Annotated in this window: 14 protein-coding genes; 10 read left to right on the forward strand and 4 right to left on the reverse strand. The window is 72.6% G+C overall.

Translation table 11 applies throughout. The features are described 5' to 3' along the window. The first annotated feature begins 98 nt into the window (after positions 1-98). Complete coding sequence (locus ACIBJE_RS13050) at positions 99-1,199, forward strand: DUF4349 domain-containing protein (protein WP_396747449.1); 1,101 nt, start codon at positions 99-101, stop codon at positions 1,197-1,199. On the opposite strand, the gene ACIBJE_RS13055 is transcribed toward ACIBJE_RS13050, so the two are convergent. Together ACIBJE_RS13055 and ACIBJE_RS13060 are read right to left on the reverse strand one after the other, a co-directional pair. Then, positions 1,174-2,433, reverse strand: a complete 1,260-nt coding sequence (locus tag ACIBJE_RS13055) for an amidohydrolase (RefSeq protein WP_396747452.1) — start codon at positions 2,431-2,433, stop codon at positions 1,174-1,176. The two genes, ACIBJE_RS13050 and ACIBJE_RS13055, sit on opposite strands and share 26 nt — an antisense overlap. Positions 2,434-2,955: 522 nt before the next feature. Beyond that, positions 2,956-4,539: a methylmalonyl-CoA mutase gene (locus ACIBJE_RS13060; protein ID WP_396747455.1), complete on the reverse strand. Its 1,584-nt coding sequence runs from the start codon at positions 4,537-4,539 to the stop codon at positions 2,956-2,958. Between the two features lie 207 nt (positions 4,540-4,746). On the opposite strand from ACIBJE_RS13060, the gene ACIBJE_RS13065 reads away from it, so the two are divergent. Beyond that, the gene (locus tag ACIBJE_RS13065) at positions 4,747-6,945 is read left to right on the forward strand and encodes a protein kinase (protein ID WP_396747458.1); all 2,199 of its coding nucleotides are present in this window, start codon (positions 4,747-4,749) and stop codon (positions 6,943-6,945) included. A 47-nt stretch (positions 6,946-6,992) separates the two neighbouring features. Continuing rightward, positions 6,993-8,666 (forward strand): phospho-sugar mutase, encoded by a 1,674-nt coding sequence (locus ACIBJE_RS13070; protein ID WP_396747461.1) that lies wholly within the window; start codon positions 6,993-6,995, stop codon positions 8,664-8,666. A gap of 47 nt (positions 8,667-8,713) precedes the next feature. Here the strand turns inward: ACIBJE_RS13070 and ACIBJE_RS13075 are convergent, their stop codons facing one another. Both ACIBJE_RS13075 and upp read right to left on the reverse strand, forming a co-directional pair. Beyond that, positions 8,714-9,394 carry a GPP34 family phosphoprotein gene (locus ACIBJE_RS13075; RefSeq protein ID WP_396747464.1) on the reverse strand — a complete coding sequence of 227 codons (681 nt, stop codon included), beginning with the start codon at positions 9,392-9,394 and terminating at the stop codon, positions 8,714-8,716. Between the two features lie 139 nt (positions 9,395-9,533). Next, complete coding sequence (gene upp, locus ACIBJE_RS13080) at positions 9,534-10,166, reverse strand: uracil phosphoribosyltransferase (protein WP_396747467.1); 633 nt, start codon at positions 10,164-10,166, stop codon at positions 9,534-9,536. A gap of 155 nt (positions 10,167-10,321) precedes the next feature. On the opposite strand from upp, the gene deoC reads away from it, so the two are divergent. The 7 genes from deoC (at position 10,322) to ACIBJE_RS13115 (ending at position 17,528) form a co-directional block, all read left to right on the forward strand. After that, complete coding sequence (gene deoC, locus ACIBJE_RS13085; RefSeq protein WP_396747470.1) at positions 10,322-11,281, forward strand: deoxyribose-phosphate aldolase; 960 nt, start codon at positions 10,322-10,324, stop codon at positions 11,279-11,281. 5 nt (positions 11,282-11,286) lie between these two features. Then, the gene (locus tag ACIBJE_RS13090; protein WP_396747473.1) at positions 11,287-12,717 is read left to right on the forward strand and encodes an aldehyde dehydrogenase family protein; all 1,431 of its coding nucleotides are present in this window, start codon (positions 11,287-11,289) and stop codon (positions 12,715-12,717) included. Next, positions 12,710-13,534 (forward strand): aldehyde dehydrogenase family protein, encoded by an 825-nt coding sequence (locus tag ACIBJE_RS13095; RefSeq protein WP_396747476.1) that lies wholly within the window; start codon positions 12,710-12,712, stop codon positions 13,532-13,534. Before ACIBJE_RS13090 ends, ACIBJE_RS13095 begins: the two co-directional genes overlap by 8 nt. Positions 13,535-13,761: 227 nt before the next feature. Beyond that, positions 13,762-14,166, forward strand: coding sequence for a BlaI/MecI/CopY family transcriptional regulator (locus ACIBJE_RS13100; protein ID WP_088980725.1), 405 nt, complete (start codon positions 13,762-13,764; stop codon positions 14,164-14,166). Between the two features lie 10 nt (positions 14,167-14,176). Further along, complete coding sequence (locus ACIBJE_RS13105; protein WP_396747480.1) at positions 14,177-15,082, forward strand: M56 family metallopeptidase; 906 nt, start codon at positions 14,177-14,179, stop codon at positions 15,080-15,082. A gap of 174 nt (positions 15,083-15,256) precedes the next feature. Then, positions 15,257-16,510 (forward strand): cytochrome ubiquinol oxidase subunit I, encoded by a 1,254-nt coding sequence (locus ACIBJE_RS13110; RefSeq protein WP_396747483.1) that lies wholly within the window; start codon positions 15,257-15,259, stop codon positions 16,508-16,510. A gap of 10 nt (positions 16,511-16,520) precedes the next feature. Continuing rightward, complete coding sequence (locus ACIBJE_RS13115) at positions 16,521-17,528, forward strand: cytochrome d ubiquinol oxidase subunit II (protein ID WP_396747486.1); 1,008 nt, start codon at positions 16,521-16,523, stop codon at positions 17,526-17,528. Positions 17,529-17,534: the final 6 nt, after the last annotated feature.

The raw sequence follows: 17,534 nt of genomic DNA on the forward strand, positions 1-17,534 counted from the left end.
TGCCGGAACGGAGGCGGCACCGCGCCTCGTCTGATCGATCGCCCCGGCGGCCTGGGTCAGCGGACCCGACGACCGGGGTCAGGAGATCGGAGACAAAAATGGTGGATATCAGACGGCGACGGTGGGGTGCACCGCTGGTCGCCCTCGGCCTGGCAGCGCTGGTCGCGGTCGGCGGGTGCTCCGCCGACAGGGGCAACGACAGCGAGCGGACCGCCTCGGACAGCGCGGCCGGCGGCGCGGCGGCACCGGCCGCGCCGGAGGCGGCCCGGGACGGCGCGGGGTCGGACGCCGCGCCGGGCGGGGCCGGAGGCGTGGACCTGCGGGTGGACCAGCGCGCCATCGTCTACACCGGATCGTTGCGGGTGCAGGTCGACGACGTGGACCGGGCCGCCCAGGACACCGTCGCGCTGGTCACCGCGGCCGGCGGCTTCGTTGGCGGGGACGAGCGGCGTGGGGTCGACGAGAACGCCCGCGCCCAGTTGGAGTTGCGGGTGCCGGCGGCGCGGTTCACCGGGGTGGTCGACGGGATCGCCAAGCTGGGCGAGCAGCAGTGGCGGGAGATCCGGACCGAGGACGTGACCGAGCAGACGGTCGACCTGGACGCGCGGATCATCACCCAGCGGGCCCGCGTGGAGAGTGCCCGCCGGCTGCTGGCCCGGGCTTCCTCGATCAGCGATCTCATCTCGCTGGAGAACGAACTGGGCCGGCGGGAGGCCGACCTCGCCTCGCTGGAGGCGAAGAAGCGCCGGCTGGCCGACCTCACCGCGCTCTCCACGATCAACGTCTCGCTGGTGACGGAGAAGGCCCGGACCATTGACACGGACGAGACCGGTTTCCTGGCCGGGCTCGCCGACGGCTGGCGGACCTTCCTGGATTCGGTGACCGTCCTGGTCACCGTGCTCGGTGCGCTGCTGCCGTGGCTGGTCGTGCTCGCCGTACCGGTGGTGCTGGTCTGGCGGCTGGTGCGGCGACGGCGTCGGCGGCGTGCCGCGCAGGTCGTCCCCGGCGCTCCGGGGTACCCGATGGTGCCCGCCCCCGTGCCCGCCGGGGTCGGTGTCGGGTCGCGGCCGGCGACGCCCGCCCAGCGGACGGCCGGGAGTGGTGTCTCACCACGGCCGGCGACGCCCGCCCCGCCGTCGGCCGGGAGCGGTACGCCGCCGTCGCCGGGTGGGGTCAGCGACTCTCCGCCAGCGCCCTGAGCGCGGTCTGCACCATGAGCCGGACGCCGACCGCGATGGCGCGCTCGTCCACGTCGAACGAGGGACGGTGCAGGTCGAGGCTGGGCCCGGACCGGCCGACCCCGAGCCGGGCCAGCGCGCCGGGGACGTACTCCAGGTACCAGGAGAAGTCCTCGCCGCCCATGCTCTGCGGGGTCTCGGCGACCCCGTCGGGACCGAGCGCGGCGACCGTGGCAGCGGTGAGCACCTGGATCGCCCGCGCGTCGTTGCTGACCGGCGGGCGACCCCGCAGGTACTCCAGGTCGACGGTGGCGCCGGTGGGGGCGAGGACGTCCCGGACCACCTGGCCCACGATCTTCGGCGCCTCCTCCCATGCCTCCCGGGTCATGGCGCGGAGGGTGCCGGCGGCGACCGCCTCGGAGGGGATGACGTTGTAGCGGGTGCCGGCCGAGGCCTGCCCGAACACCAGCAGCAGGCCGCTGTTGGCCGGCACCCGGCGGCTGACCAGCGCCGGTACCTCGGTGACCAGCCGACCGAGGGCGTCGACCATGTCGACGGTGAGGTGGGGCCGGGCGGTGTGACCGCCCGGCCCGCTCAGCCGGACGGTGACGTTGTCGGCGGCGGCGGTGATCGGACCGACCCGCAGGCCGATCCTGCCGACCGGCAGGTTGGGGTCGCAGTGCAGGGCGAAGATCCGGGTCACGTCCTCCAGCCCGCCGGCCTCGATGACCTCCAGCGAACCGCAGGGCAGGATCTCCTCGGCCGGCTGGAAGATCAGCCGGACCCGGCCGGGCAGTTCGCCGAGGTCGGCGAGCTGGGCGAGGAGCATGCCGACCCCGAGCAGCACGGTGGTGTGCACGTCGTGTCCGCAGGCGTGGCAGACCCCGTCGACCGTGGAGCGGTACGGCACGTCCTTCACGTCGGTCAGCGGCAGCGCGTCGATGTCGGCGCGCAGCGCGACCACCGGGCCGTCCGGGCGTCCGTCGATGTCGCAGATCACCCCGTTGCCCTTGGGCAGCATGCGGGGTTGCAGTCCGGCCAGGGAGAGTTCCCGGGCGATCAGCGCGGCCGTCTCGAACTCCTCGCCGGAGAGTTCCGGGTGCGAGTGGAGGTGCCGACGGGTGGCGATGAGGCCGGGTGTCCGGAGCGCGAGCAGATGGTCGAGCTCGAACGGCAGGGGTTGGGATCCCGGCGGCGCCTCGTGCCAGGACGACGCCAGATGGCTGCCGTTGGGCAGCGTCAACGCACTCGTCACGTCGATTTCTCGATCACTGTGGATGGGATGGGACTCGGACAGCCTAGACCTTCGGCGGTGACGCTGCGCAACTTCGTTACGGTGATCGTCGGTGCGCGCAGCGTCACGAAAGCCCTGGTTGGAGCGCTCGCAGACCTGCGGGACAGCAGGTAGATCGCCGTCGGGAGCCTCCATCTGCCCCACACCTCCTACACCCCGTAACCGCCTGCCGACCGACGACGAGAGCGTCGATCGACAAACCATTGCTCCCGAATTGTCACATTGGTCGGTTCCGGGGACGACGCCTCCGACAACGACCCGACACCGGGACTTCCCGGCACCCGGGAAGCTCCGGACGCGAGGCAGATCCCGACCCTCCCACGACCGGACGGCGGTCCACCGCACATCCTGTCCGTTCCCGTCACCGGACGGGATTACCCGTCCAGTCCGTAACAACCACCCGGCACGCCCGGTTCGACGCGCGGCGGCACTCCGCCGCCCCGGGGCCGGGCGGCGGATCAGGAAGGTCGCGGCGGTCGGGGCTCAGAAGCGGTCGCTGGGCCGGTACGTCCCCCAGACCTCGCGCAGCGTTCCGCAGACCTCGCCGACCGTGGCCCGGGCCCGCAACGCCTCGCGCATCGGGTAGAGCACGTTCTGCGTGCCCTGGGCGGCGGCGCGCAGCTCGGCGAGGGCCCGTTCGACGGCGGACGTGTCCCGCGAACGCCGCAGCGTCGCCAGCCGCTCGGCCTGGGCCGCCTCGATCGCCGGGTCCACCCGCAGCGGCTCGTACGGCTCCTCCTCGTCGATCCGGAACCGGTTGAGGCCCACCACCACCCGCTCGCCGGAGTCGATCTCCTGCGCCATCCGGTACGCGGACTGCTCGATCTCCCGCTTCTGGAACCCGGCCTCGATCGCGTCCACCACCGAGCCGTGGTCGGCGACCCGGGTCATCAGCTCGTCGACCGCCGCCTCGATCTCGGCGGTCATCGCCTCCACCACGTACGACCCGGCGAACGGGTCGACGGTCGCGGTCAGGTCGGACTCGTAGGCCAGCACCTGCTGGGTGCGCAGGGCGAGCCGGGCGGCTTTCTCGGTGGGCAGCGCGATCGCCTCGTCGAAGCTGTTGGTGTGCAGCGACTGGGTGCCGCCGAGCACCGCGCCGAGCCCCTGGATCGCCACCCGGACCAGGTTCACCTCGGGCTGCTGGGCGGTGAGCTGCACGCCGGCGGTCTGGGTGTGGAAGCGCAGCATCATCGACTTCGGGTTCTTCGCCCCGAACTCGTCGCGCATCAGCCGGGCCCAGATCCGCCGGGCGGCCCGGAACTTGGCGACCTCCTCCAGCAGGGTCGTCCGGGCCACGAAGAAGAACGACAGCCGGGGGGCGAAGTCGTCCACGGCCAGCCCGGCGGCGAGCGCGGCGCGCACGTACTCCACCCCGTTGGCCAGCGTGAACGCGATTTCCTGCACGGGCGTCGCGCCGGCCTCGGCCATGTGGTAGCCGGAGATCGAGATGGTGTTCCACTTCGGCACCTCCGCCCGGCAGTACGCGAAGGTGTCGGCCACCAGCCGCAGCGAGGGCTTCGGCGGGAAGATGTACGTCCCCCGGGCGATGTACTCCTTGAGGATGTCGTTCTGGATGGTGCCGTTGAGCGCCCCACCGGCGACGCCGGTCTCCTCGGCGACGAGCTGGTAGAGCAGGAGCAGTACCGAGCCCGGCGCGTTGATCGTCATCGACGTCGAGACCTTGTCCAGCGGGATGCCGTCGAAGAGGGTCCGCATGTCCTCGATCGAGTCGATCGCCACCCCGACCTTGCCGACCTCGCCGTGCGCGATCGGCTCGTCGGAGTCGTACCCCATCTGGGTGGGCAGGTCGAAGGCGACCGACAGGCCCATCGTGCCGGCACGCAGGAGCTGGTGGTAGCGGGCGTTGGACTCGGCGGCCGTGCCGAAGCCGGCGTACTGCCGCATGGTCCACGGACGCGAGGTGTACATCGTCGGGTAGACCCCACGGGTGTACGGGAACTCGCCCGGTCCGCCGAGGCGGGCGTCCAGGTCCCCGGGAGTGTCGGCCGCCGTGTAGACGTCCTTGATCGGGAAGCCGGACTCGCTTGACCGCCGTTCGCTCATCCCCGGATGGTAGGACGCGCACCTCGACGCGGGGATGAGGGATTGCGCACACCCCGATGGACGAGCCCGAACGGGCGGCTCCGGGACCAGCACGTATGGTCATCGGTGAAAGAACGCCCGCCGCGTCGGCTTTCGCATCGGGTGTCGGAACCCGCAAGATAGAGGGGTTGTGTCCCAGCCCCCTCGATTTACTCCGGTGGCTTTTCTGTGACTCAGATCCCGACGTGGAGCGGCGGACCGGCCAGTCCTCCCAGCGGACGTGCAGCCCCCGGCACCACCATAGGTGGTCGCTACGAGCTGCGCTCCCCGGTGGGCAACGGTGGCATGGGCACGGTCTGGCGGGCCACAGATACCCTTCTCCGACGTGACGTGGCGGTCAAGGAGGTCGTCCTCCCGCCGGGCCTGGCGCCCAGCGACCGCGACGCGATGTACGAACGCACCCTCCGGGAGGCACGCGCCGCAGCGGCCATCCAGCACCCGGCGGTGGTGCAGGTCTACGACGTGGTCACCGAGGGCGGCCGGCCGTGGATCGTGATGGAACTGCTCGACGCCCGCAGCCTGGCCGACATGGTCATCGAGGACGGCCCGGTCGCCCCGCGCGCGGTCGCCAAGATCGGCATCGCGCTGCTCGGCGCGCTGGAGGTGGCGCACGCGATGAGCGTGCTGCACCGGGACGTGAAGCCGGCCAACGTGCTGATCTGCACCGACGGTCGCTGCGTGCTCACCGACTTCGGCGTCGCCCGGATGCCCACCGACGTCCAGCTCACCACCCCGGGGATGGTGCTCGGCTCGCCGCACTTCATCTCCCCCGAGCGGGCCATGGGGCAGGATTTCGGCCCGCCCAGCGACCTGTTCTCGCTGGGCGTGACCCTCTACACCGCGGTCGAGGGACGGCCTCCCTTCGACAAGGGCGACCCGATCGAGACGATGCACTCGGTGGTCGAGGACGAGCCGGCCACCCCGACCCGCAGCGGGCCGCTGACCCGGGTGCTCATGGGGCTCCTGGAGAAGGACCCGGCCCGCCGCTTCGACGTGCACACCTCCCGGGCCATGCTGCGGGAGCTGCTCGCCGGCCCGCTGGCGAGCAACGCGGCGGCGGTCAACTCGGTCACCGACCCGTACGCGGTGGTGCCGGTGCAGCGGCCCGCCACGCCGCCCCCGGTCCCGGTCGAGGCCGAGGAGCCGAAGCCGACCGGCCAGATCGGCGGCCGGGCGATGCTCGCGCCCGGTGAGTCGCTGACCGACCGGCTCGCCGCGCTGCGGCGGGGCGAGGAGCCGAAGACGGTCACCCCGAGACCGGCCGCCGCGCTGGACGACACCAGCGCGGACGCGCTCGCCGGTCCGCTGCACACCCCGACCGGCGCGATGCCCCCGCCCAGCGCCCGCGCCGAGCGTCCGGGCACCACGTACGGCACCCGCGCCGACGCCGGTCCGGCGACCACCGACGCCTCCCCGCCGGCCGTCCGGGAGGACACTGCGCCCACGGTCAACCTCGGGCGTGCGCCCGGGGCCAAGGGCGGCTTCGGAGCCGACCCGACCATCGCCCTCGGCCGGCAGACGGAGACGCCCCGCCCGGTGACCTACGGCCGGTCGGCCGACGCCACCCAGCAGGTGCCGACGGGCCGTGCGCCGGAGGCCACCGCACGACTGGGCTCCCCGTACGGATCCACCTACGGCGCACCGGCCGGCAACCAGTGGTCGGTGCCGGGCACCGGTCAGCCGTGGGCCGTGGCGCCCCCTGCCGGGCCGAACTCCGTCCCCGCCGGTGACGGCGGCCGGGGTGGCGGCGTCGGCCGGGTGCTGGAGCAGGTCCGTCGCTGGCCGCGCAAGGTGCAGCTCGCCGCCGCCGGTGGGCTGGCCGTGGTGCTGCTGATCAGCCTGGTCGCCATGTTCAGCGGCGGCGGCCCGGAGTCGCCGACCGGCCCGCAGGCCCAGCCGAGCGCCTCCGAGCCGGTCGCGCCCACCCTGGAGTTGCAGGAACACTCGGGGCGCGGCATCACGATGATGGTGCCCAAGGGCTGGAAGCGGGCCAGTGGCGGCAGCTACACCGACTACACCGACCCGGAGGACAGCGGCCGACGGGTCCGCATCATCACCGAGCCGTTCCGCACCACCTCGATGCGGTGGGCGGAGGTCGCCGCGGACGGCCTGCGCACCCGGGACTCCTGCGCCAAGCCCTACAACCAGCTCGCCCTGGACGAGCAGGAGCTGGCCGGCAAGCCGGCCGCCCAGCTCGAGTACACCTGCGGCGAGGGCGACGGCATGCGGCACGGGGTGTGGCGCGGTGTCGTGCACGACGGCAAGGCGTACTCCTTCTACCTGACCGCCAACGATGCCCGCTTCGCCGAGAGCAAGCCGATCTTCGACGAGATGGTCAAGTCCTTCCAACTGAGCGACGCTGGCTGAGTCGAGCCGACGGGACGCGGTGATCCGCCGCCGTGCTATCAAAGGGCATGGCGGCGGATCTCACTGACACCATCGACGACCTTCGCGAGCGCGCCCGACGCTGGCTCGACGACGACCCCGACCCGGCCAGCCGGGAGGAACTCCAGGGCGTGCTCGACCGGCTCCCGGAGAGCGCCCCGGAGCTGGCCGACCGGTTCGCCGGGCCGCTGACCTTCGGCACCGCCGGGCTGCGCGGTCCGCTGCGCGCCGGGCCGAACGGAATGAACCTCGCGGTGGTCACCCAGGCCGCGGCCGGGCTGGTCGCCTGGCTCGCCGCCGAGGGCGCCACCGGCCCCCTGGTGATCGGGTACGACGCCCGGAGCGGCTCGAAGGAGTTCGCCGAGCGCACCGCCGAGGTCGCCACCGGGGCGGGCCGCGCCGCGATGCTCCTGCCCCGACCGCTGCCCACCCCCGTGCTCGCGTACGCGGTGCGCCACCTCGACGCGGCGGCCGGGGTGATGGTGACCGCCAGCCACAACCCGCCCGAGGACAACGGCTACAAGGTCTACCTCGGCGCACGACTCGGCGGGGAGACCGGCGCGGGCGCGCAGATCGTGCCCCCCGCCGACCGGGACATCGAGGCGGCGATCCGCGCGGTCGGTCCGCTCGCCGAGGTGCCGCTGGGTCCGCCCGGCGAGGTGCTCGGCGACGACCTGGCCGTCGCGTACGTCAAGCGGGCGGTGGAGGTAATCGACCCGGACGGTCCCCGGGGCCTGAAGGTCGCGTACACGCCCCTGCACGGGGTGGGCGCCGCGGTGCTCACCGCCGTCTTCAGCCGGGCCGGTTTCGGGGTGCCCGGGGTGGTGCCCGAGCAGGCTGAGCCGGACGGTTCGTTCCCGACCGTCTCCTTCCCCAACCCGGAGGAGCCGGGCGCGGTGGACCGGCTGGTCGCGCTCGCCGAGTCGACCCGGGCGGACCTCGCCGTCGCCAACGACCCGGACGCCGACCGGTGTGCCGTGGTCGTCCCGGACCCCACTGCCGGCGGGTGGCGGATGCTGCGCGGCGACGAGGTCGGCGTGCTCCTCGCCGACCACCTCATGCGGCGGGGCGTCCGTGGCCTGTACGCCACCACGATCGTGTCCTCCGCGCTGCTGCGGGCCATGTGCGCCGCGCGCGACCTGCCGTACGACGAGACGCTGACCGGGTTCAAGTGGATCGTCCGGGCCGGTGACGGCAGCGCGCCGCTGGCCTTCGGGTACGAGGAGGCGCTCGGCTACTGCGTCGCACCGGAGCACGTGCGGGACAAGGACGGCATCACCGCCGCGCTGACCGTCGCCGAACTGGCCGCCGACCTGAAGTCCCGGGGCCGGACCCTCAGCGACCGGCTGGACGAACTGGCCGCCGAGTTCGGCGTGCACCACACCGACCAGTACTCCGTCCGGGTGACCGACCTGCGGCTGATCGCCGACGCGATGGCCCGGGTCCGGGCCGCCACCCCGACGACGCTGCTCGGCCGGCCGGTCACCGAGACCCGGGACCTGCTCCCCGAGGCCGACGTGGTGATCCTGCGGACCGACACCGCCCGCGTGGTGATCCGCCCCTCCGGCACCGAGCCGAAGCTGAAGGCGTACCTGGAGGTCGTGGAGCCGGTCGCGGACGGCGACGTCGCCGCAGGCCGGGAGCGGGCCGGCACCGCCGTCGCCGCCCTGCGCACCGAGATCGCCGCCGTGCTCGGCCTGTAGGTACGCCGGGACCGGCCGACGGATCCGGTCGGCCGGTCCCGACCCGATCAGACGCGCTTGCCGAGCGCCTGGTCGACGGCCTGACCCAGGGCGGCGATGACCAGCGCCACCGAGGGACGGACGACGGAGTCGTCCATGCCGACGGTGCCGGAGAAGCCGGCCCCACCGGCGATCTCCTCCAGCCGCCGGTGGGCGTCGGCGGCGGCGTCCCCGGTCAGCCCGAGGGCGGACTCCATCCGCACCGCGCAGACGAGGGTGGCCAGGGCGGCGGTCCGCTCGTCCGGCACCGGGCCGCCGGTGAGCGCCTCGGCGAGGCGGCGGCGGGTGTCCTGCTCCACCGACGGGTCGACCATCGGGTAGCGGTGGACGTGGATGAAACCCAGCTCGGTCTCGTCGACGTCCCGCACGACGCCGCGCCCGCAGAGATCCCCGAGGATCCGGTCGCGCAGTCCGTGGCGGAGCCGCTGCACCCAGGAGGAGGGGCTGCGGGGGCTCTCGTCGGCGGCGATCCGGGCGAGCACGTCGTCGATGATCGGCTCACCGGTCGGGGACGGGTCGGTTACCACCAGAGAGCCGTCGGAGTAGGCGATCCGGCCGGCGAGGGCGAGTTCCACCAGGACCGCGGCGGCCATGCCGAGGTCCAGGCTGATCCGCGGCATCGTCGCCTTGCCGGTTTCGTCGTCGTACGCGAGGAGCAGCAGCTCTTCGGCAAGCGCAACACCAGTCATGGCCGGAGACGGTAGCGGGTGCACGCCGCCTCCCGCACCCGTCTCCCGCGAGCCGTCGCCCGGATGCCCGCACCGGGCGACGGAACCGCTGATCGACAGGACCGCTGATCGACAGAATCGGTGATCGACGGGCCGCTGGTCAGAAGCGGGGCATGCCGCCGAACTGCCGGTCACCGGCGTCCCCGAGGCCGGGCACGATGAACATCTGGTCGTTCAGCCCCTCGTCGATCGAGGCGGTGACCAGGCGCAGCGGCAGGCCGGACCGCCCCAGTCGCTCGATTCCGGCCGGCGCGGCCAGCACGCAGAGCACGGTGATGTCGGTGCAGCCCCGGTCGGCGAGCAGCCGGCAGCAGTGCTCCAGCGAACCGCCGGTGGCGAGCATCGGATCGAGCACCAGCACCGGCAGGCCGGCCAGGTCGCGGGGAAGGGACTCCATGTACGCGCGGGGCTCGTACGTCTCCTCGTCGCGGGCCAGTCCGACGAAGCCCATCGAGGACTCCGGCAGCAGGCCGAGCGCGGCGTCGGCCATCCCCAGGCCGGCCCGGAGCACCGGCACCAGCAGCGGCGGGTTGGCCAGCCGGGTGCCCTCGGTGTCGGTGACCGGCGTGCTCACCGGGTACTTCTCCACCGGGAAGGAGCGTGCGGCCTCGTACACCAGCATGGTGGTGAGTTCGTGCAGCGCGGCCCGGAACATGGAGGAGTCGGTGCGGGCGTCGCGCATCGCGGTGAGCCGCGACTGGGCGAGCGGATGGTCGATCACGTGTACGTCCACGGTCGTCCAACCTACCCAACGCCCCTCCGAGCGGGCACCGACCCGGCAGAGCCGACCAGCGCTTTCGCCGCCGTAACCGGCCTGCTCCCCCGGGCCGGACCGCCGGGGCACGTGATGAGGATCACCGATGCCTCGGGATGCGTAGACTTCCCGGCATGACGGCGACAGCGACGTCGGCCCGGTCGGACCTCTCCGAGCTGGGACGATCCGAGACCGCTCTGCGGACCTTCCTGCACGGCCTGCCGGGCGTGGACCAGGTCGGCGCGGAGCAGCGGGCGGCCCAGCTCGGCACCCGCTCCATCAAGACCACGGCCAAGGCCCAGGCGATCGACCTGGCCATCCGGATGGTCGACCTGACCACCCTGGAGGGGGCGGACACCCCCGGCAAGGTACGCGCGCTGGCCGCGAAGGCGCTGCGTCCCGACCCGGCGGACCCGTCCTGCCCGCACGTCGGCGCGGTCTGCGTCTATCCGGCGATGGTCCCGTACGTGGCCGAGGTGCTGCGCGGCAGCGACGTGCACCTGGCGAGCGTGGCGACGGCGTTCCCGTCCGGGCAGGCCCCACTGGAGGTCAAGCTCGCCGACACCCGGGCCGCCGTCGCGGCCGGCGCGGACGAGATCGACATGGTGATCAGCCGGGGCGACTTCCTGACCGGCCGGTACCGGGCCGTCCACGACGAGATCGTGGCGGTCAAGGAGGCCTGCGGGGAGGCCCACCTCAAGGTCATCCTGGAGACCGGCGAGCTGGTCACCTACGACAACGTGCGGCGGGCGTCCTGGCTGGCGATGCTGGCCGGAGCCGACTTCATCAAGACCTCGACCGGCAAGGTGCCGTCGGCGGCCACCCTGCCGGTGACGCTGGTGATGCTGGAGGCGGTCCGCGACTTCCGGGCCGCGACCGGACGGCAGGTCGGCGTGAAGCCGGCCGGTGGCATCAAGACCACCAAGGACGCGGTCAAGTACCTGGTGATGGTGAACGAGACGGTCGGCCCGGACTGGCTCGACCCGGACTGGTTCCGCTTCGGCGCGTCCAGCCTCCTCAACGACCTGCTCATGCAGCGCACCAAGCTGACGACCGGCGTCTACTCCGGTCCCGACTACTTCACCCTGGACTAGGAGCGATGTTCGAATACGCACCCGCCCCCGAGTCCCGCTCGGTGGTGGACATCAAGGCCTCGTACGGGCTCTTCGTCGACGGCAAGTTCGTCGACCCGGCCGACGGCGGCAGCCTCAAGTCGATCAACCCCGCCTCCGAGGAGGTGCTGGCCGAGGTCGCCGAGGGCGGCGCGGCGGACGTGGACCGCGCGGTCCGCGCCGCGCGGAAGGCGTACGAGAAGGTCTGGGGTCCGATGTCGGGCCGGGACCGGGCCAAGTACCTCTTCCGGATCGCCCGGATCATCCAGGAGCGTTCCCGCGAGCTGGCGGTGCTGGAGTCGCTGGACAACGGCAAGCCGATCAAGGAGTCGCGGGACGTCGACCTGCCGCTGGTCGCCGCGCACTTCTTCTACTACGCCGGCTGGGCGGACAAGCTCGGCCATGCCGGCTTCGGCTCCGACCCGAAGCCGCTCGGGGTGGCCGCGCAGGTCATCCCGTGGAACTTCCCGCTGCTCATGCTGGCCTGGAAGATCGCCCCGGCGCTGGCCGCCGGCAACACGGTGGTGCTGAAGCCGGCCGAGACCACCCCGCTGACCGCGCTGGTCTTCGCCGAGATCTGCCAGCAGGCCGACCTGCCGCCGGGTGTGGTCAACATCGTCACCGGGGCCGGCGAGACCGGCCGCGCGCTGGTCGAGCACCCGGGCACCGACAAGGTGGCCTTCACCGGCTCCACCGAGGTCGGTCGGGCCATCGCCCGCACGGTGGCCGGCACCCGCAAGAAGCTGACCCTGGAGCTGGGCGGCAAGGCGGCGAACATCGTCTTCGACGACGCCCCGGTCGACCAGGCGGTCGAGGGGATCGTCAACGGCATCTTCTTCAACCAGGGGCACGTCTGCTGCGCAGGTTCGCGGTTGCTGCTCCAGGAGTCGGTCGCCGAGCCGGTGCTGGAGTCGCTGAAGCGGCGGATGGCGCAGCTGCGCGTCGGTGACCCACTGGACAAGAACACCGACATCGGCGCGATCAACTCGGCCGCCCAGCTCGCCCGGATCACCGAGCTGTCCGAGGCTGGCGCGGCCGAGGGCGCCGAGCGGTGGTCGCCCGCGTGTGAGCTGCCCGAGCGGGGTTTCTGGTTCGCCCCCACGATCTTCACCGGGGTCACCCAGGCGCACCGGATCGCCCGGGAGGAGATCTTCGGCCCGGTGCTGTCCGTGCTGACCTTCCGCACCCCGGCCGAGGCCGTCGAGAAGGCCAACAACACGCCGTACGGGCTGTCGGCCGGGATCTGGACCGAGAAGGGCTCCCGGATCCTGTGGATGGCCGACCGGCTGCGCGCCGGGGTGGTCTGGGCCAACACGTTCAACAAGTTCGACCCGACCTCGCCGTTCGGCGGCTACAAGGAGTCGGGCTACGGCCGCGAGGGTGGCCGGCACGGGCTGGAGGCGTACCTCAATGTCTGAGCGGGTCGCGGTACGCAAGACGTACAAGCTCTTCATCGGCGGGAAGTTCCCCCGCAGCGAGTCGGGACGGTCGTATCCGGTGCAGAACGCCAATGTCGCCCTCTCCTCCCGCAAGGACGTCCGGGACGCGGTGGTCGCCGCCCGCGCCGCCGTGAAGGGCTGGTCCGGCGCGACCGCGTACAACCGGGGGCAGATCCTCTACCGCGTCGCCGAGATGCTGGAGGGGCGGCGCGAGCAGTTCGTCGCGCTCGGGGTGCCGGGCGACGAGGTGGACGCGGCCACCGACCGCTGGGTCTGGTACGCCGGCTGGTCCGACAAGCTCGCCCAGGTGTACGGCGGCGCGAACCCGGTCGCCGGACCGTACTTCAACCTCTCCGCGCCGGAGCCGACCGGGGTGGTGGGTGTGGTGGCCCCGGAGCGTCCGGCGCTGCTCGGCCTGGTCAGCGTGATCGCCCCGGCGATCGTCACCGGAAACACCGTGGTGGTGCTCGCCTCGCCGACCGAGCCGCTGGCCGCGATCACCCTGGCCGAGGTGCTCGCCACCTCGGACCTGCCCGGTGGCGTGGTCAACCTGCTCACCGGCCGGATCAGCGAGACGGCTCCGACGCTCGCCGGTCACATGGACGTCAACGCCCTCGACCTGACCGGTGTCACCGATGCGGAGCTGGCCGCCGACCTGGAGGTCGCCGCCGCGCAGAACCTCAAGCGCGTCCTCCGGCCGGCGTCGCCCGACCACGACTGGTCCGTCGACCCCGGCCTGACCCGGATGACCGCGCTGTTGGAGACGAAGACCGTCTGGCACCCCAAGGGGGTGTGATTCGCAGGCCCGCCCTCGGGGGTTTCCCGGGGCACCGGGTTCGGGTTTCCGGGGGAGACCGCCCACTCCGGGCGGTCAGGCTTGGTCCCTGCGCGGGCGGGCTCCCCCGGAAACCTGTTCGGGTCGGGGTCCGCCTGGGGGTGAGTGGGTCGGGTCCGCGTGGTGGCGTCTGCTCAGGGGTGCCGCCGCAGGAGGGGTGCTCTACTACGGGGGGTAGGATTGGCCTCGTGACACGGCTGGGGGACCTTGAGCGGGCGGTGATGGACGTGCTGTGGGACGGCGCGTCCGGCGACACCGGGGGCGGGGTGACCGTCCGCGAGGTGGCCGACGCGCTGGCCGGGCGCGAGCTGGCGTACACCACGGTCATGACCGTGCTGGACCGGCTCGCGGGCAAGGGCATGGTGGAGCGCGAGCGGGAGGGGCGGGCCTGGCGTTACCGGGCGGCCGCCACCCGCGAGGCGCACATCGCGCAGCTCATGCTCGACGCGCTCGACCTCGGCGGCAGCCGGGACGCGGCCCTGGTGCGGTTCGCCCGGTCGGTCACCGGCACCGAGGCCGACGTGCTCCGGGCCGCCCTGAACGCGCAGGCGACACGGGCGGCGGTCCCGGTCGACGAGGGTCCGGACCGGTAGGGCACGGGCCATGGCGTACGCCCTGCACTTCGCCGTGACGGTGCTGGCCTGCTGGCTGACCGCCCAGGTGCTCGCCGCCGCCACCTGGCCGGGACGCAGCCCCCGGGTGGCGATCCTGTGCTGGCAGGGGGTCGGGCTGGCGCTCGGCCTCTCCGCGATGGGCGTGCCGATCTCCCTCGGGCTGACGCCGTACGACCTGCCGACCGGCAGCGCGCTGCTCGCCCTCGCCGACGACCTGGTCCACGACACCCTGCCGCCCGGTCTGGGGGTGCTCCACCTGGCGGGGGTCGGCATCGGGTTCGGCATCGGCACGATGCTGCTGGCCACCACCGCCCGCAGCATCCTCGGCACGGTACGCGCCCAGCGCCGGCACCGGGAGCTGCTCACCCTGGTCGCCCGGGACGATCCGGCGGCCCCCGGCGCGCTGGTGCTCGACCACCCGTGCGCGGCGGCGTACTGCCTGCCCGGGATGCGACCCCGGGTGGTGGTCAGCGCCGGCACCCTCGATCTGCTGGACCGCGCCGAACTGGCCGCCGTGCTCGCCCACGAGCGGGCGCACGCCCAGGAGCGGCACGACCTGGTGCTGCTGCCGTTCACCGCGCTGTGCCGGGCGCTGCCCTGGTTCGGCTGGGTCCGCGCGGCGCACGAGCGGGTGGCGCTGCTGGTCGAGATGCGCGCCGACGACAAGGCCCGCCAGGCGCACGCCGAGGCCCCGCTGGCCGGCGCGCTCCGCCGGTTCGCCGCCGCCGGCAACCGGGTCACCCCGGTCGGCGCGCTCGGGCTCGGTGACCGCGACCTCGACCTGCGGGTACGCCGGCTCCTGGTCGCCGAACGGCCGCCCCGGGCCCTCGGGGCCACCGTGCTCGCCCTCACCACCACGCTGGCCGCGCTACCGATCACCCTCTTCCTGAGCTGACCCGCCCGACCCGTCGGGAGGCGGCGGGTCGACCGGGTGCCCCCATGGACGCAGGTCGAACCCGTCCCCCGCGACACGCCAAATTACTACAACAAGTAGTAAAGATGTGGATGAGTAGGCTAGCTACCTGTAGGCTGCCGGCAAGATGCGACTCCCCCCATTGGAGAGCCGGCCATGGATCCGCTCCTGTTAGCCCGCCTGCAGTTCGCCACCACGACCTCGATCCACTTTCTTTTCGTCCTCGTGACACTCGGCCTGATCACGTTGCTCGTCTATCTCCAGACGGCGTGGATGATCACCAAGAAACCGGTGTACGAGAGACTCACCCGCTTCTGGGGCACGCTCTACGTGATCAACTACGTGCTCGGCATCGCCGCCGGCGTGGTCATGGAGTTCCAGTTCGGGCTCAACTGGAGCGGCCTGTCGAAGTACGTCGGCAACGTCTTCGGCGCGCCGCTGGCGATCGAGACGCTGACCGCGTTCTTCCTGGAGTCCACCTTCCTCGGCATGTGGATCTTCGGGTGGCACCGGCTGCGCCGGGGCGTCCACCTGGCGCTGCTGTGGGGCGTCGCGCTGACCGCGTACGTCTCGGCCTTCTGGATCATGGCCAGCAACGCCTGGATGCAGAACCCGGTCGGGTACGAGATGCGCGACGGCATCGCCCACCTCACCGATTTCTCCGCCCTGGTGACCAACCCCGCCTTCCGGATGGCGTTCGTGCACACGATGCTCGCCGCCCTGGTCACCGGCGGCATCCTGATGGCCTCGATCAGCTCCTGGCACCTGATCCGGCGCACCGCCGACTTCGAGCTGTTCCGCAAGTCGCTGCGGATCGGCCTGGTCACCGCCGCAGTCACCGTCGGCCCGCTGCTGCACTTCGGCTTCATCCAGTTCGCCGACATGGCCCGGCTCCAGCCGACCAAGTACGGCACCCCGGAGGAGAAGGAGGCCAGGATCGCCGAGATGACCGCCGCCTTCGGTCCCGGCGACTACGAACCGCCGGCGCTCTCCCTGGGCAGCCTCGGCTTCATGTTCATGATCGGCTTCCTGCTGGTGCTGATCTGCCTCCAGTTCGTACTGCTCCCCAAGGACCTGCTGATCCGGCTCCGCTTCCCGCTCTGGATCCTGCTGTTCGCCCTGCCGCTGCCCTTCGTCGCGGCCATCCTCGGCTGGATCTCCCGCGAGGTGGGTCGCCAGCCCTGGGCCGTCTACGGGCTGCTCCGGGTGGAGGACGCGGTCTCACCGGTCAGTGGCGGTGTGATGTTCACCTCGTTCCTCGGCTTCACCCTGCTGCTCGGCACCCTCGCGATCACCAACTGGGTGCTGATCGCCAAGCACGCCGCGCGGGGCGCGCACGACGACCTCGCCCTCGGCCTGGCGCCCGAGCAGCAGCCCGCCGACGACCGCCCCGACCCCGCCTTCGTCTGAGGAGCCGACCGTGGAACTTGCCTGGTACGCCCTCCTGGGCCTCTTCTTCGCCGCCTACCTGGTGCTCGGCGGCTACGACTACGGGACCGGCCTGATGCTCGCCCGGAACGGTGACCCGGCCAGCCGGCGTGGTCTGCTCAACGCGGTCGGCCCGTTCTTCCTCGGCAACGAGGTCTGGCTGATCGCCGCCGTCGGCATCCTCTTCGGGGCCTTCCCGATCCTGGAGGGGGAGCTCCTCTCCGGGCTCTACCCGGCCTTCGCCGGGGCGCTCACCGGTGTGATCCTGGTCACCGCCGCCGTGCAGCTGCGCAGCCGTCCGGCGAGCCAACGGGCGCGTACCGCCTGGGACCGCGTGATCGTCGTCGGCTCCGCGCTCGCCGCGCTGGGCTGGGGCGCGGTGCTCGCCGGGATGCTCCAGGGCGTACCGCTCAACGACGAGGGGTGGGTGGAGGGCATCGGTCATCTCTTCACCCCGTTCGCGCTGGTCGCGGCGGTGACCATGGTGGCGCTGGTGGCCGTGCACGGCGCGGCCTTCCTGGCCCTGCGGCTCCCCGCCGACGAGGCCGGACCGGTCGCCGCGCTGGGTCGCCGGCTGGTGCCGGTCGCCCTCGCCGCGAGCGTCGTGACCACCGTCGTGGCGCTACTCTCCGACCGGGTACGCGACGCGGCGCAGCAGCCGCTCGCCGCGATCGCCATACCCGTACTGCTGGTGGTGGCCCTGCTGGTGGCGTTGGTCGGCTTCGGCCGCCGCAACCCCGGCCTGGCCTTCACCGCCACCAGCGCGGCCCTGGCGCTGCCGGTGCTGCTGGTCGGGGCGACCCTCTGGCCCAACGCGCTGTACTCCACCATCGACCCGGCGGCCAGCCTGACCGTCGCCGACGCGGCGGCCAGCGGGCCGACCCTGCGTCTGCTGACCTGGCTGACGGTGCCCCTCCTGCCGGCCCTACTAGGCTTTCAGGTGATGTTGTGGTGGGTGTTCCGGGGACGGACCGACGGCAGGGCACCGGTGTACTGGTGATACATC

Origin of the sequence: Micromonospora sp. NPDC050187 (genome assembly GCF_044459745.1) — a bacterium.
Taxonomy (GTDB): domain Bacteria; phylum Actinomycetota; class Actinomycetes; order Mycobacteriales; family Micromonosporaceae; genus Micromonospora.

Excerpts from the sequence above, each read along its gene's own strand:
- ACIBJE_RS13050 (WP_396747449.1), top strand. The coding sequence starts at position 99 with ATGGTGGATATCAGACGGCGACGGTGGGGTGCACCGCTGGTCGCCCTC.
- ACIBJE_RS13060 (WP_396747455.1), bottom strand. The coding sequence starts at position 4,539 with ATGAGCGAACGGCGGTCAAGCGAGTCCGGCTTCCCGATCAAGGACGTC.
- ACIBJE_RS13070 (WP_396747461.1), top strand. The coding sequence starts at position 6,993 with ATGGCGGCGGATCTCACTGACACCATCGACGACCTTCGCGAGCGCGCC.
- ACIBJE_RS13075 (WP_396747464.1), bottom strand. The coding sequence starts at position 9,394 with ATGACTGGTGTTGCGCTTGCCGAAGAGCTGCTGCTCCTCGCGTACGAC.
- deoC (WP_396747470.1), top strand. The coding sequence starts at position 10,322 with ATGACGGCGACAGCGACGTCGGCCCGGTCGGACCTCTCCGAGCTGGGA.
- ACIBJE_RS13090 (WP_396747473.1), top strand. The coding sequence starts at position 11,287 with ATGTTCGAATACGCACCCGCCCCCGAGTCCCGCTCGGTGGTGGACATC.
- ACIBJE_RS13095 (WP_396747476.1), top strand. The coding sequence starts at position 12,710 with ATGTCTGAGCGGGTCGCGGTACGCAAGACGTACAAGCTCTTCATCGGC.
- ACIBJE_RS13105 (WP_396747480.1), top strand. The coding sequence starts at position 14,177 with ATGGCGTACGCCCTGCACTTCGCCGTGACGGTGCTGGCCTGCTGGCTG.
- ACIBJE_RS13110 (WP_396747483.1), top strand. The coding sequence starts at position 15,257 with ATGGATCCGCTCCTGTTAGCCCGCCTGCAGTTCGCCACCACGACCTCG.